The 11,754-nt window shown below is 72.9% G+C and carries 15 protein-coding genes; 9 read left to right on the top strand and 6 right to left on the bottom strand.

Features of this window, described 5'->3' with window-relative positions:
• Window positions 1–42: 42 nt before the first annotated feature.
• The 7 genes from LNK82_RS32660 to purB all read left to right on the top strand — a co-directional run bounded on the left by LNK82_RS32660 (window position 43) and on the right by purB (window position 5,197).
• The gene (locus tag LNK82_RS32660) at window positions 43–561 is read left to right on the top strand and encodes a SigE family RNA polymerase sigma factor (RefSeq protein ID WP_230570756.1); all 519 of its coding nucleotides are present in this window, start codon (window positions 43–45) and stop codon (window positions 559–561) included.
• Window positions 562–578: 17 nt separating this feature from the next.
• Window positions 579–1,334: a hypothetical protein gene (locus LNK82_RS32655; protein ID WP_230570755.1), complete on the top strand. Its 756-nt coding sequence runs from the start codon at window positions 579–581 to the stop codon at window positions 1,332–1,334.
• A gap of 87 nt (window positions 1,335–1,421) precedes the next feature.
• The gene (locus tag LNK82_RS32650; protein WP_230570754.1) at window positions 1,422–1,745 is read left to right on the top strand and encodes a DMT family transporter; all 324 of its coding nucleotides are present in this window, start codon (window positions 1,422–1,424) and stop codon (window positions 1,743–1,745) included.
• Window positions 1,746–1,758: 13 nt separating this feature from the next.
• Complete coding sequence (locus LNK82_RS32645; RefSeq protein WP_230570753.1) at window positions 1,759–2,343, top strand: TetR/AcrR family transcriptional regulator; 585 nt, start codon at window positions 1,759–1,761, stop codon at window positions 2,341–2,343.
• Between the two features lie 48 nt (window positions 2,344–2,391).
• Window positions 2,392–2,922 (top strand): RNA polymerase sigma factor, encoded by a 531-nt coding sequence (locus tag LNK82_RS32640; RefSeq protein WP_230570752.1) that lies wholly within the window; start codon window positions 2,392–2,394, stop codon window positions 2,920–2,922.
• Window positions 2,919–3,716, top strand: a complete 798-nt coding sequence (locus tag LNK82_RS32635) for a hypothetical protein (RefSeq protein WP_230570751.1) — start codon at window positions 2,919–2,921, stop codon at window positions 3,714–3,716. Before LNK82_RS32640 ends, LNK82_RS32635 begins: the two co-directional genes overlap by 4 nt.
• A 47-nt stretch (window positions 3,717–3,763) precedes the next feature.
• On the top strand, window positions 3,764–5,197 hold the full coding sequence (gene purB / locus LNK82_RS32630; RefSeq protein ID WP_230570750.1) for an adenylosuccinate lyase: 1,434 nt from the start codon (window positions 3,764–3,766) through the stop codon (window positions 5,195–5,197).
• Between the two features lie 62 nt (window positions 5,198–5,259).
• On the opposite strand, the gene LNK82_RS32625 is transcribed toward purB, so the two are convergent.
• Genes LNK82_RS32625 through LNK82_RS32610 form a run of 4 tightly spaced genes read right to left on the bottom strand, consistent with a single transcriptional unit; the run spans window position 5,260 to window position 8,178 of the window.
• Window positions 5,260–5,697 carry a hypothetical protein gene (locus tag LNK82_RS32625; RefSeq protein WP_230570749.1) on the bottom strand — a complete coding sequence of 146 codons (438 nt, stop codon included), beginning with the start codon at window positions 5,695–5,697 and terminating at the stop codon, window positions 5,260–5,262.
• Between the two features lie 56 nt (window positions 5,698–5,753).
• The gene (locus LNK82_RS32620; protein ID WP_230570748.1) at window positions 5,754–6,503 is read right to left on the bottom strand and encodes an amino acid ABC transporter ATP-binding protein; all 750 of its coding nucleotides are present in this window, start codon (window positions 6,501–6,503) and stop codon (window positions 5,754–5,756) included.
• Window positions 6,500–7,330, bottom strand: coding sequence for an amino acid ABC transporter permease (locus tag LNK82_RS32615; RefSeq protein ID WP_230570747.1), 831 nt, complete (start codon window positions 7,328–7,330; stop codon window positions 6,500–6,502). The genes LNK82_RS32620 and LNK82_RS32615 overlap by 4 nt, the downstream gene beginning before the upstream one ends.
• Window positions 7,327–8,178 carry an ABC transporter substrate-binding protein gene (locus LNK82_RS32610; protein ID WP_230570746.1) on the bottom strand — a complete coding sequence of 284 codons (852 nt, stop codon included), beginning with the start codon at window positions 8,176–8,178 and terminating at the stop codon, window positions 7,327–7,329. The genes LNK82_RS32615 and LNK82_RS32610 overlap by 4 nt, the downstream gene beginning before the upstream one ends.
• Window positions 8,179–8,240: 62 nt before the next feature.
• Between LNK82_RS32610 and LNK82_RS32605 the strand changes: the two genes are divergently transcribed.
• Both LNK82_RS32605 and LNK82_RS32600 read left to right on the top strand, forming a co-directional pair.
• Window positions 8,241–9,131, top strand: coding sequence for a phosphoribosylaminoimidazolesuccinocarboxamide synthase (locus LNK82_RS32605; protein ID WP_230570745.1), 891 nt, complete (start codon window positions 8,241–8,243; stop codon window positions 9,129–9,131).
• 72 nt (window positions 9,132–9,203) lie between these two features.
• The gene (locus tag LNK82_RS32600) at window positions 9,204–9,923 is read left to right on the top strand and encodes a DUF2334 domain-containing protein (protein WP_230570744.1); all 720 of its coding nucleotides are present in this window, start codon (window positions 9,204–9,206) and stop codon (window positions 9,921–9,923) included.
• Here the strand turns inward: LNK82_RS32600 and LNK82_RS32595 are convergent.
• Together LNK82_RS32595 and LNK82_RS32590 are read right to left on the bottom strand one after the other, a co-directional pair.
• Entirely contained in the window at window positions 9,845–10,456 is a 612-nt protein-coding gene (locus tag LNK82_RS32595) for an MBL fold metallo-hydrolase (RefSeq protein WP_230570743.1), read from the bottom strand. The genes LNK82_RS32600 and LNK82_RS32595 overlap by 79 nt on opposite strands.
• 62 nt (window positions 10,457–10,518) lie before the next feature.
• Complete coding sequence (locus LNK82_RS32590; RefSeq protein ID WP_230570742.1) at window positions 10,519–11,490, bottom strand: Rossmann-fold NAD(P)-binding domain-containing protein; 972 nt, start codon at window positions 11,488–11,490, stop codon at window positions 10,519–10,521.
• Window positions 11,491–11,754: the final 264 nt, after the last annotated feature.

Below are 11,754 nucleotides of genomic sequence, written 5' to 3'. Positions count from 1 at the left end.
TCCGTCCGGTAAGTGCAAGCACGACGAGCGGAGAGAGTCCGCGTGGATCAGCGCGACGAGCAGGAGTTCGCGGAGTACTTCGTGGCTCGCCGGGAGGCCGTGCGCCGAACGGCGTTCCTGCTCTGTGGTGACTGGCACCGGGCGGACGACTTCGCGCAGACCGCGTTCGTCGCGTTGCACCGCAGGTGGCGCAAGGTCCGGGACAAGCAGGCCCTGGACGCCTACGTCCGCCGGACCCTGGTGCGCGCGGTGATCGACGAGTCGCGCCGGCCGTGGCGGCGGGAGCGCTTCGTGGACGAGGTCCCGGAGCAGCCCTCGGGCGACGGCGAGGTGGCCGACTCGGTGGCGACGCGCGAGGCGCTGGTCGCGGGCTTGCGGCGGGTGCCGCCGAGGCAGCGGGCGGTGCTCGTGCTGAGGTTCCTGGAGGGCCTGGACGTCGCGGCGGCGGCCGAGGCGCTCGGGTGTTCCGAAGGCACGGTGAAGAGCCAGACCTCGAGGGGACTGGCAGCCCTCCGCGACGCGTTGGGCGACACGATCGACGACTTGCGGCCGGCGTCGTGAGCGGGAGGAGGAGGTAGGTGGACGAGCAGAAGCTCGGCGAGCTGTTCCGCGACGCGGCCCGGGACGCGCCGCCCCCGTCCTTCGACGTGGACGCCGTCCGGTCCGCCTCGGCGCGCGCGACCGCCCGGCGCAGGTCGGGCATCGCGGTCGGGTCCGCCATCGCGCTCGTGCTCGTGTTCGGCGGCCTGGCCGTCACCGCGAACCTCTGGGGGACCACGAGCGGCGACTCGACCGCCGCGGGTTCCGCTGAGCGGGCTTCGTCCCCTAACGTCACTCCTTTCAGCGCCGGCGAGCCGGAGGTGCGGTCGAAGGACGCGCCGTCGGACCGCAGCGGTGGAAATCCGCCCGAGAGCATCCCCGATGACCCGTCTACGCAGGGGGACGAGCCATGGGGGAGCGCCGGTCGCACCGCGACCGGCAGCGCCCAACGCGGGTGCGTTGAGGTGGACCGGGAGCTCGCCGTCGCCCTCGCCGACGAGCTCTCGGTCGCCAACGCCGACCAGGCCGCGCCCGCCGTGGCCGACTGCCCGACCGACGCGCGGGGCGCGAGCTTCCTGGTGCGCGACGGCAGCGTCTACGGCACGGTGTCCGCGGTGCTCGCACCGGCGGGCACGGCCGAGCTGGTGACGGCCGACTCGCGGGCGTACGCGAGCGCCGAGACGTCCGACGGCCGGGAGCTGTACGTGCTCAGCCGGCCGGAGCAGGGCTCGTCGGAGGGTCCGCTGACGGACGACCTGGCGAAGCTCGCGGAACGGCTCGCCGCCCGGTTCTAGCAGTCGCGGAGAGCGGGATCACCGGCCATTCCGGTACCGGCGTACCACAAATCTGGTACGTTTGTGCCAGATTGGGAGGTGGTCGTCATGGCGTGGGCCGTGCTCATCGTGTCCGGCTTCTTCGAGGCGGGCTGGGCGGTCGCGCTGAAGCTGTCCGACGGCTTCAGCAGGCTGTGGTGGACGGTGGCGTTCGCGGTGTTCGCGCTGATCAGCTTCGCCGGGCTGGCGTGGGCCATGAAGCAGCTGCCCGCCGGACCGGCGTACGCGGTGTGGACCGGGATCGGTGCGGCGCTCACCGCCGTGATCGGCATGATCTGGCTCGGCGACGGCGTCAGCACGATCAAGCTGGTCTCCCTCGGCCTCATCGTCAGCGGTGTCATCGGCCTCAACCTGGCCGGCGGCGGGCACTAGTACCTTTCCTGCAATGACAGCCGCAACGCCGAAGGGCGAACGCCGGCGCCAGGCGCTGGTCGAAGCCGCCGCCGGCCTCCTGGTCGACGGCGGCTTCGACGCGATCCGGCACCGCGCCGTCGCCGAGCGCGCGGGCCTGCCGCTGGCCTCCACCACGTACTACTTCGACTCGCTCGACGACCTGGTGACCGCGGCCCTGGAGTTCCAGGGCAACGCCGAGCTGGCCTACGGCAAGGCCAGGCTGGACGAGCTGGACCCGCGCGAGTGCGGCGGCGACGCGTTCGTCGAGCTCGTGCTCGACCTGCTGCTCGGACCGCCCGGCGACCGCGACGCCGAAGCCGTCCTGCTGCGCTACGAACGCCTCGTCGCCACGGGCAGGCGGCCCTACCTGCGGCCGTTGATGCGCCGGATGTCCGGCGAACTGCACTCCCTGCTGTTCGACATCTTCGCCCGGGCCGGTCAGCCGGTCAGCCGCGAACGCGTCGAAGAGCTGATCGCGCTGGTCGACGGCGCCGTGGTGAACGCGCTCATCGAGATCAGCCCGGACCCCAGGGCCGCCGCGCGGCGGATGCTCGGCAAGTCGATGCAACCCCGCTGACACCCCGCCGCGTGGAAGGGGGTGGGGCGCGGAAGGGGACCGGATCGCATGCGCAAGGCCGAGGAGCAGGGCTTCCGTGAGTTCGCGGTGGGCCACGCCGCGTCGTTGCGGCGCACGGCGTACCTGTTCTGCGGCGACTGGCACACGGCCGAGGACCTGATGCAGGCCAGCCTGCTCAAGCTGTACCAGGCGTGGCACCGGATCGAGTGGCGGGACAACGCGTCGGGGTACGCGCGCAAGGTGCTGCTGCGCACGTGGCTGGACGAGAAGCGCAGACCGTGGCGGCGGGCCGAGCAGCGGGACGGCGAGCTGCCCGACGTCGCCGACGCGGCGGCGGACCCGGACCGGGCGGGCGAGCGGCTGTGGGCGCGCGACCTGGTGCACGCGGCGCTGCTGCGGGTGCCGCCGCGCCAGCGGGCCGTGCTGGTCCTGCGGTACTTCGAGGACCTGCCGGTGAGCGAGGTCGCGGTGGCGATGGGCTGCACCGAGGGCACGGTCAAGAGCCAGACGGCACGCGGGCTGGTGGCGCTGCGCGTGGCGGTCGAGGAACTCCAGCGAGGGGCGGTGGTGGCGTCATGAGCGAGGCAGACCTGCGGGAGGGGTTGCGGGCCGCGGTCGGTGACGAGCCGCCGCTGGACTTCGACGCGGACGAGCTGATCCAGCGCGGCAGGCACGAGCGCAGGCGGCGGCGCGCGCTCGTGGCCGTGGCGCTGGTGACGCTCGCGCTCACCGGCACGGTGCTGACCCTGCCCGGCGTGCTGGAGCAGCGGACGGTGGTCGACGCGGCGAGCGGGCCGGTGCTGACGACCGCGGTGTCCCCGGCACCGTCCCCCGGTGCCGAACCGCCGCCCACGACCGCACCGCTGCCCACGACCGCGTCGCCGTCCACCACCGCGTCGGTGTCCGCGCCCGGCGTCAAGTCGTTCCTCTCCGGCTACCTGACCGGGCGGTTCGTCGAGGTCGTGCCGGAGGCGAAGGTGACGGCCGTGCAGGTCAACGAGGTGCTGGACGCGGATCCGGTGCACTTCAGCGCGATCGTGCAGTTCATCGACCGGGTCGGTCCGAGCGGGGTGGTGGTGCGGTTGACCGCGCCTTCGGGGCGGGACCCCTTCGACCGGTTCTGCGACGAGGTCGAGTGCGACGAACCGCAGTGGCGCGAGGACGGCACCCGGTTCGCGGCCGGCGTGACCGGGGACCCGGCCACCAAGGTGGTGCTGTCCCGCGCGGTGGTGCACCAGCGCGCGGACGGTTCGGTCGTGCAGGTCACCGCCTACCGGTACGACCCGGGTGCGGGCTCGGAGCTGCCGAGGGTCGCGCTGACGGTCGACCAGCTGGTGCGGCTGGCCACCGACCCGAACCTGGCCCTGCCCTGACGCTCCCCGGCGTCGGGTCGCCCGTCCGGGCGAAATAAGCTGGTCACGTGACGGTCAAGCCCCGCATCGCCAATGTCCTCGCCGGTCGCTACGCCTCCACCGGGCTGGCCACGCTGTGGTCCGCCGAGCACAAGGTCGTGCTGGAGCGGCGGCTGTGGCTCGCCGTGCTCAAGGCGCAGGCCGAGCTCGGCATCGACGTGCCCGCCGAGGCCGTCGCGGACTACGAGCGGGTGGTCGAGCAGGTCGACCTGGCCTCCATCGCCGAGCGCGAGCGCGTCACCCGGCACGACGTGAAGGCGCGCATCGAGGAGTTCAACGCGCTGGCCGGGCACGAGCACGTGCACAAGGGCATGACCTCGCGCGACCTCACCGAGAACGTCGAGCAGCTGCAGGTGCTGCGGTCGCTGGAGCACGTGCGCGGCAAGACGGCGGCCGTCCTGGCGCGCCTGGCCCGCCGTGCCGCCGAGCACACCGACCTGGTGATGGCGGGCCGCTCGCACAACGTCGCCGCGCAGGCCACCACGCTCGGCAAGCGCTTCGCCACCGCGGCGGACGAGCTGCTGGCCGCGTTCCGCCGGCTGGACGAGCTGATCGCCCGCTACCCGCTACGCGGCGTCAAGGGCCCCGTCGGCACCGCCCAGGACATGCTCGACCTGCTCGACGGCGACCGCGACAAGCTGGTCGAGCTGGAGCGGAGCGTCGCGGGCCACCTCGGCTTCACCACCGTGCTGACCAGCGTCGGCCAGGTCTACCCCCGGTCGCTCGACTTCGACGTCGTCTCGACCCTCGTGCAGCTGGCCGCGGGACCGTCGTCGCTGGCCAAGACGATCCGGCTGATGGCGGGCCACGAGCTGGTCACCGAGGGCTTCAAGCCGGGCCAGGTCGGCTCCAGCGCGATGCCGCACAAGATGAACACCCGGTCGTGCGAGCGGGTCAACGGCTTCGCGGTCATCCTGCGCGGTCACCTGTCGATGGTCGGCGAGCTGTCGGGCGACCAGTGGAACGAGGGCGACGTGTCGTGCTCGGTGGTGCGCCGGGTCGCGCTGCCGGACGCGTTCTTCGCCTTCGACGGGCTGCTGGAGACGTTCATCACGGTGCTGGACGAGTTCGGCGCCTACCCGGCCGTCGTCGCCCGCGAGCTGGACCGCTACCTGCCGTTCCTGGCGACCACGAAGGTGCTGATGGCGGCGGTGCGGGCGGGCGTGGGCCGGGAGACGGCGCACGAGGCCATCAAGGAGCACGCCGTCGCGGTGGCGCTGGCCATGCGCGAGCAGGGCCTGGCCGAGAACGACCTGCTGGACCGGCTCGCCGCCGACGAGCGCCTGCCGCTGGACCGCGCCGCCCTGGACGGCCTGCTGGCCGACCGCCTGTCGTTCACCGGCGTGGCCGAGCACCAGGTCGCGGACGTGGTGCGGCAGGTCGAGGACGTGCTGGCGGAGTACCCGGCCGCCGCCGGCTACGTGCCGGAGCCCATCCTCTAGACCCGCCGAACCTGTCTAGACCCGCTCGCGCGACCTCGCCGCCGTCTGCGGAGCAGCGGCAATCAAACTCTGTCCCAGGTGAGGCGCCCCCGGCGGTTCGGTTCGCAGACCAGCTCACGGCCCGCCGGGTCGACCGCCGTCGCGCCCTTCTCGTCGCACGGGAAGCCCTCCAGGGCCACCTGGTCGAACCGGGGCGGGGTCGTCGTAGGCTCGGCCGTCGGCCTGGCCGTCGGCTGGACCTGCACCGGGGGCGGCGGCGGTTCGGTCGTGGCGGCGACCGTCGGAGGTGGCGGTGGCGGCGGCGTCGTGGTGGTGACCGCCGGGCGCACCGAGATGTTCGCCACCGCCGGGATCGAGGTCACCGGAGCCGAGCTGGAGGCGGTCGGGAGCACCACCGGCTCCGGGCTCGCCGACGGCTTGGCGCAGGCGCCCGTGAGCAGCAGCAGGAGCAGCCCGCCGCTCGCCGCGACGGGGGCCACGAATGCCTTCGGATGGACCACGCCAAGCAGAGTAGGGGTCACTCGTCCGATACCCCAAGCGGAGTCCGCCGAGCGGCCTAGAGACGGCCGGCCTCGATGATCCGCCGGAGGAACTGCCGGGTGCGCGGGTGCACGGGCTCGCCGAGCACCTGCTCGGGCGGTCCGGACTCGACCAGCCTGCCGCCGTCGAGGAACACCACCCGGTCGGCGACCTGCCGGGCGAAACCCATCTCGTGGGTGGCCATCAGGATCGTCCGGCCGCCCACCGCCAGCTCTCTGACCAGCGACAACACCTCGCCGACGAGTTCCGGGTCCAACGCGCTGGTGATCTCGTCCAGCAGCAGCAACCGCGGCGAGTAGGCCAACGACCGCGCGATCGCCACCCGCTGCTGCTGCCCGCCGGACAGCCGCTCCGGGTAGCTGCGCGCGCGGTCCGCGAGGCCGACCCGGTCGAGCAGGTCGAGGGCGTTGCGCTCCGCCTCCTCGCGAGGCACGCCGTGCACCACGCGCGGCGCGAGGGTGACGTTGTCCAGCACGCTCATGTGCGGGAACAGGTTGAACGCCTGGAACACGATGCCCATGCCGCGCCGTGCCACGTCGGCGTCCACCCGGGGGTCGGACACGTCCAGGCCGTCGAGCAGCACCTGGCCGTCGTCCAGCTCCTCCAGCAGGTTCACGCACCGCAGCAGGGTCGACTTGCCCGACCCCGACGACCCGATCACGGTCACGACCTCGTGCTCGCGCACGTCGAGGTTGATCCCGTCCAGCACGGTGCGGTCGCCGTAGCGCTTGACGACACCGCGCACGCTGAGCACCGGTTCGGTCATCGTCCCCCCTGACGGCGTTCCAGCCGGCGGCCCATGGCGTCGGCGAACCGGGCCGTGGGCGCCGCGAGCAGCACGAACAGCAACCCCGCCACCACGTACGGGGTGAAGTTGAACGCCCGGGCGTGCTCGATCTGCGCCGCGCGCACCGCGTCCACCGCGCCGAGCACGGAGATCAGCCCGCAGTCCTTCTGCAGCGCCACGAAGTCGTTGAGCAGCGCGGGCATGACCCGCCGCACCGCCTGCGGCAGCACGACCAGCCGCAACGTCTTGCGCGGACCGAGCCCGAGCGACCGGGCCGCCGCGACCTGCGACGGGTGGACCGACTCGATGCCGGCGCGGAACACCTCGGCCACGTACGCGGTGTACGCGAGCACGAGCGCCGCGCCGCCGAGCACGACGAAGTCGTTCGGCACGCCGGTCAGCCGCAACGCGGGCAGGCCGAACCCGACCAGGTACAGCAGGATGATCAGCGGCAGGCCGCGGAACAGGTCCACGTACACCGTGGCCAGCGCGCGCAGCGGGAACCACACCGGGCCGGGCAGCGTGCGCAACGTCGCCACGACCAGCGCCAGCACCAGGATCAGCACGCCGCACACCGCCAGCACGCGCAGGTTCAGCCAGAGCCCTTCGAGGATCGAGGGCAGCGAGCGCCACGCGATCTCGACGTCGAAGAACGACTGCCGCACGCGCGGCCACCCCGGCGCGCCGGCGACGGTGACCCCGACCGCGACGGCGAACACGGTGGTCGACAGCAGGGCGACCAGGGTGGACCGCCGCGCACGGGAGCGCTTGTAGGCCAAGCGCTCCCGTTGCAGCTCGCTCGTCACTTCAGCTCGGGTGCCGTGCCCGCGGACGACAGCCAGTCCTGCTCGATCTTGGTCAGCGTGCCGTCGGCGCGCAGGTTCTGCACGGCCGTCGAGACGCACGCGGTGAGCGGGCTGCCCTTGTCCAGCACGATGCCGAACTGCTCGGGCTTGCCGTCGCCCGCCGGGATCTGGCCGACGATCACGCCGTCGTCCAGCTCGGCCGACGTGATGTAGAACGCGGTCGGCAGGTCCACCACCAGCGCGTCGATCTGCCCGGCCCGCAGCGCGGCTTTCGCGTCGTCGTTGGTGTTGTAGACCGCGACGTCCTCCTCGGGCTGCAACCGCTGGGCGGCGTCGAAGCTGGTCGTGCCGACCTGCGCGCCGATCTTGACCCGCTTGAGCTCCGCCAGCGTCTTCACCGACGCGGCCTTGGAGCTGCTCAGCGTGATCACGGCCTGGTCCACGTCGTAGTACGGCGCGGAGAAGTCGACGGCCTGCTTGCGCTCCTCGGTGATGGAGAACTCGTTCAGGTCCATGTCGTAGGTCTTGCGGCCCGGCTGGATGGCCGCGTTGAACGGGACCCGCGTCCACACCACGTCGGTCTTCGCGTACCCCAGCTCCTCGGCCAGCGCGTAGGCGATCGCGGACTCGAAGCCCTTGCCGTTGGTCGGGTCGTCGTCCACGAACCACGGCTCGTACGCGGGCTGGTCCGTGCCGAAGGTGATCTTGCCCGGGGTGAGGGTCGGCAGCTTGTCCTTCGTGCAGGCCACGCCGTCCACCTGGTTGGTGGGCTTCGTGGTCTCGTCCGCTGGAGCGCAGGCGACCGCGAGGACGGCGGTCACGGCGAGTATCAGTCCGGGTGCACGCATGGGCTGAATCTTGCCGCAGGTGGGAAGGGCGTCCCAGGAGCCGGCACAAGTACGCTTCGGCGGTGCCCAAGCTCGCTGACTACCGGCAGGTCGCCGCAGGCAAGGTCCGCCAGATCCACGAGGTGGACCACGACCTGCTGCTGTTCGTGGCGTCCGACCGGATCTCCGCCTTCGACCACGTGCTGACCACCCCGATCCCGGACAAGGGACGGGTGCTCACCGCGATGAGCGTGTTCTGGTTCGAGCGGTTCGCGGACCTGGCGCCCAACCACCTGGTGTCGTGGGACGACCCGCGCATCCCCGCCGAGGTGCGCGGCCGGGCGCTGCTGGTGCGGCGGCTGGAGATGGTCCAGGTGGAGTGCGTGGCGCGCGGTTACCTGACCGGGTCGGGCATGGCCGAGTACCGGCAGAACGGGTCGGTGTGCGGCGTCGAGCTGCCGTCCGGGCTGGTGGAGGCGTCGGAGCTGACGCCGCCGATCTTCACGCCGGCCACCAAGGCCGAGCTCGGCGCGCACGACGAGAACGTGTCGTTCGCGCACGTCGAGGCGCAGGTGGGCGCCTCGTTGGCGGCCCGGCTGCGTGACGTCACGCTGGAGGTCTACGGCGCGGCGCGCGAGTACGCGCGGTCGCGCGGCGTGATCCTGGCGGACACGAAGTTCGAGTTCGGGCTGGACCGGTCCGGCGCGCTCGTGCTCGGCGACGAGGTGCTGACGCCGGACTCGTCGCGGTACTGGCCGCTGGACGGGTACGAGCCGGGGCGCGTGCAGCCGTCGTTCGACAAGCAGTACGTGCGCGACTGGCTGACCTCGCCCGCCTCCGGCTGGGACCGGGCGTCCGACACCCCGCCGCCGGCGCTGCCCGAGGACGTCGTGGCCGCCACCCGCTCGCGCTACGTGGAGGCGTACGAGCGGATCACCGGTCGTTCGTTCGCGGACTGGCCCGGTCCCGAATAGTTCGCCGGCTCCGCACCCGGTCGTCACCTCGTCTTGGAGCGGGCGACACACCGGTGCGGCGCACTGGGTGGCATGGTCGCCGAACTCGTGGTCTCGCTGTCCGGCATCGGGCCGAGCACGCTCGCCCGGTGCGCCGGCCTCGCCGCCGAGCTCGACCGGCGGCGGGTGCCGTTGTCGCTGCTCTTCGCGCCGCGCAAGGCCGTGCCCGGCGCGGCGTTGGACTGGGTGCTGAGCCGGGTCGCGGCCGGCGACGCGCTGGTGCTGCACGGTTTCGACCACCAGCCGGACCCGACGCACCGGGCCGTGTCGCTGCGCCGCCGCGCCGAGTTCTCCGCGCTGCCCGCGCACGAAGCCGGCCTCCGGCTGGTCGCCGCGCGTGCCGCGGTGGCCCGGCTGGGGCTGGCCACGGACCTGTTCGCGCCGCCGGGCTGGCTGGCGTCACCGGGCACCGTGGTCGCGCTGCGGCGGCACCGGTTCGCGGTGTGCGCCGACATGGCGGGCGTGCGCGACCTGCGCACCGGCGACGTGCGGCCGGGCCGGGTGCGGATGGTCGGCGAGCACTGGAGCTACCTGCTCGGCGTCGGCCGGGCGGCTCGGCGCGGCGGGCTCGTGCGGATCGGCGTCGACGCGGCGGACCTGGACCGGCTCGGGCCGCGCGAGGTGCTGCTGGAGGCCGTCGACCTGGCTCTGCACCACGGCGCGTCGCCGACGACCTACAGCTCGACCGCCTCGCCCCGGGGCAGCACGACGACGTCGACGCCCTCGGGCGCGGTGCCGACCAGGACGCGGTAGAAGATCTCGGTCTGCGCCAGGATCGCCTCGTGGATCGGCACCGCCTTGCGCGGGCGGACCTCGGCCAGGAAGTGCGCCGCGTCGGAGACCTTCATCCAGGGGGCGGCGGTGGGCAGGCCGAGGACGTCGACGCGCTGCCCGGGCACGGTCAGCGAGTCGCCGGGGTGGTAGAAGGCGCCGTGGTCGACCAGGTAGCCGACGTTGACCGGCAGTTCGATCTGGTCGTGGATGACCTCGTGCGGCGCGTCGAGGACGTCGACGACCGTGCCGTTGAACTCCGGCGCGTCACCGGGCTTGACGATCTCGGCGCCGTCGAGGTCGAACGGGGCGATCAGGCGCGCGCCGGGGTTGGCCGCGCGGACGGCGGCCAGCTTGGCGGGGTCGACGTGGTCGCGGTGCTCGTGCGTGATCAGGATCGCGTCGAGGCCGTCGACCACTTCGAAGCCCGACGAGAACGCGCCCGGGTCGAACAGCAGCCGGGCGGCGCCGGTGTCGACCAGCAGGCACGAGTGCCCGAAGTGGGCGATCAGCATGAGCGCTCCTTGTCGTCTTCCGCTCCCCGAGGGGAGTTCTACGCCGGTTCGGGGCCGGTCGCTCAGCCCACGTCGTGCAGCAGCGCGTCCTCCACGTCCGGCGGCAGGCCCGCGCGTCGGGCGCGGTCCAGGCCCAGGGCCCGTTCGTACGCCAACGCGTCCACCGCCGTCTCGGCCGTGGGTCGGACCCGCAGCCCGGCGGCCAGCGCGGGGCCCGCGTCGCGGAACATCATCGCCCGGTGCGTCGGCGGCAACCACAGCGGCAGGGACCGCGGCCCCACCCACGGTTCGACCTCGTGCCGCTGGAGGACGGGCTGGGGTATGCGCACCAGCACGGTGCCCGGCGGCGCCACGGCTCCCGCGATCTCGCCCAGGACCAGCGACAACGGGTTGGCCGGCCCGATCGCGTCGTAGGTGCCGGTGGTGCGCTGCTCGGCGGCGTCCACGACCCAGGCGGCGAGGTCGCGCACGTCGACGTGCTGCGCCGGCTGGTCGGGCACGTCGGGAACGGCGACCCGGCCGCCCCGGGACAGCCGGCCCGGCCAGTACCCGAACCGGTCGCTCGGGTCGCCGGGGCCGGTGATGAGGCCGGCGCGGACGATGAAGGCGCGGTCGCCGACGGCGTCGAGCACGGCGTGCTCACTGGCCACCTTGATCGCGCCGTAGCGGTCGGACGACATCGGGGCGTCGGCGTCGTCTTCGAGCGGGTCCAGGGTGGCCGTGGCGCCGGGGACGGAGTGGTCGGCGTAGACCGAGCAGCTGGAGACGAACGTCCAGTGGTCGGCGGTCACGGCTCCCAGCGCCCGGCGGACCCAGGTGACCGACATCTTGGCCACGTCCACCACGGCGTCGAAGTGGGAGCCCTCCAGCGGCCCGAGGTCGACGTCCCGGTCCACCGGCACGAGCACCGCGCCGTCGGGCACCCGGCCGGACTCCCCGCGTGCCGCGCAGACCACCTCGTGCCCCCGCCGCACCGCTTCGGCGGCCGTCGCCTTGCTGAGGAACACCGTTCCGCCGAGCACCAGGATGCGCATGGTCCCCACCCTGCGGTGCCGGCCCGTCCCCCGCCACCACGTCCGCCCATAGCGAACGCCCGACTTGGCCGGAAAATGGCGCGAGCACGGCCGCCCACCGTCCGGAGGGGGACCGTGCTCACTTCCTCGGCTCAACAGCCTCGGCTGCCTTGACCTTAGCGAAGCAATGCGCCACGAATCAAATTCCTGACGAGTGAATCCCGCTCGTTATTTGGACCACTGGGGCGAGCGAACACACGTTCGGGCGGAACGGTTTGAGTAACG

It is taken from the genome of Saccharothrix luteola (assembly GCF_020859565.1).
Taxonomy (GTDB): domain Bacteria; phylum Actinomycetota; class Actinomycetes; order Mycobacteriales; family Pseudonocardiaceae; genus Actinosynnema; species Actinosynnema luteola.
Note: the sequence above shows the minus strand (reverse complement) of the source record. Positions and strands in the feature narration are given on the sequence as shown.

What these genes read in the sequence shown, in the direction of transcription:
- LNK82_RS32650 (WP_230570754.1), top strand. Translation starts at nt 1,422, where the DNA reads ATGGCGTGGGCCGTGCTCATCGTGTCCGGCTTCTTCGAGGCGGGCTGG.
- LNK82_RS32590 (WP_230570742.1), bottom strand. Translation starts at nt 11,490, where the DNA reads ATGCGCATCCTGGTGCTCGGCGGAACGGTGTTCCTCAGCAAGGCGACG.
- LNK82_RS32645 (WP_230570753.1), top strand. Translation starts at nt 1,759, where the DNA reads ATGACAGCCGCAACGCCGAAGGGCGAACGCCGGCGCCAGGCGCTGGTC.
- LNK82_RS32635 (WP_230570751.1), top strand. Translation starts at nt 2,919, where the DNA reads ATGAGCGAGGCAGACCTGCGGGAGGGGTTGCGGGCCGCGGTCGGTGAC.
- LNK82_RS32640 (WP_230570752.1), top strand. Translation starts at nt 2,392, where the DNA reads ATGCGCAAGGCCGAGGAGCAGGGCTTCCGTGAGTTCGCGGTGGGCCAC.
- LNK82_RS32620 (WP_230570748.1), bottom strand. Translation starts at nt 6,503, where the DNA reads ATGACCGAACCGGTGCTCAGCGTGCGCGGTGTCGTCAAGCGCTACGGC.
- LNK82_RS32610 (WP_230570746.1), bottom strand. Translation starts at nt 8,178, where the DNA reads ATGCGTGCACCCGGACTGATACTCGCCGTGACCGCCGTCCTCGCGGTC.
- LNK82_RS32600 (WP_230570744.1), top strand. Translation starts at nt 9,204, where the DNA reads ATGGTCGCCGAACTCGTGGTCTCGCTGTCCGGCATCGGGCCGAGCACG.
- LNK82_RS32595 (WP_230570743.1), bottom strand. Translation starts at nt 10,456, where the DNA reads ATGCTGATCGCCCACTTCGGGCACTCGTGCCTGCTGGTCGACACCGGC.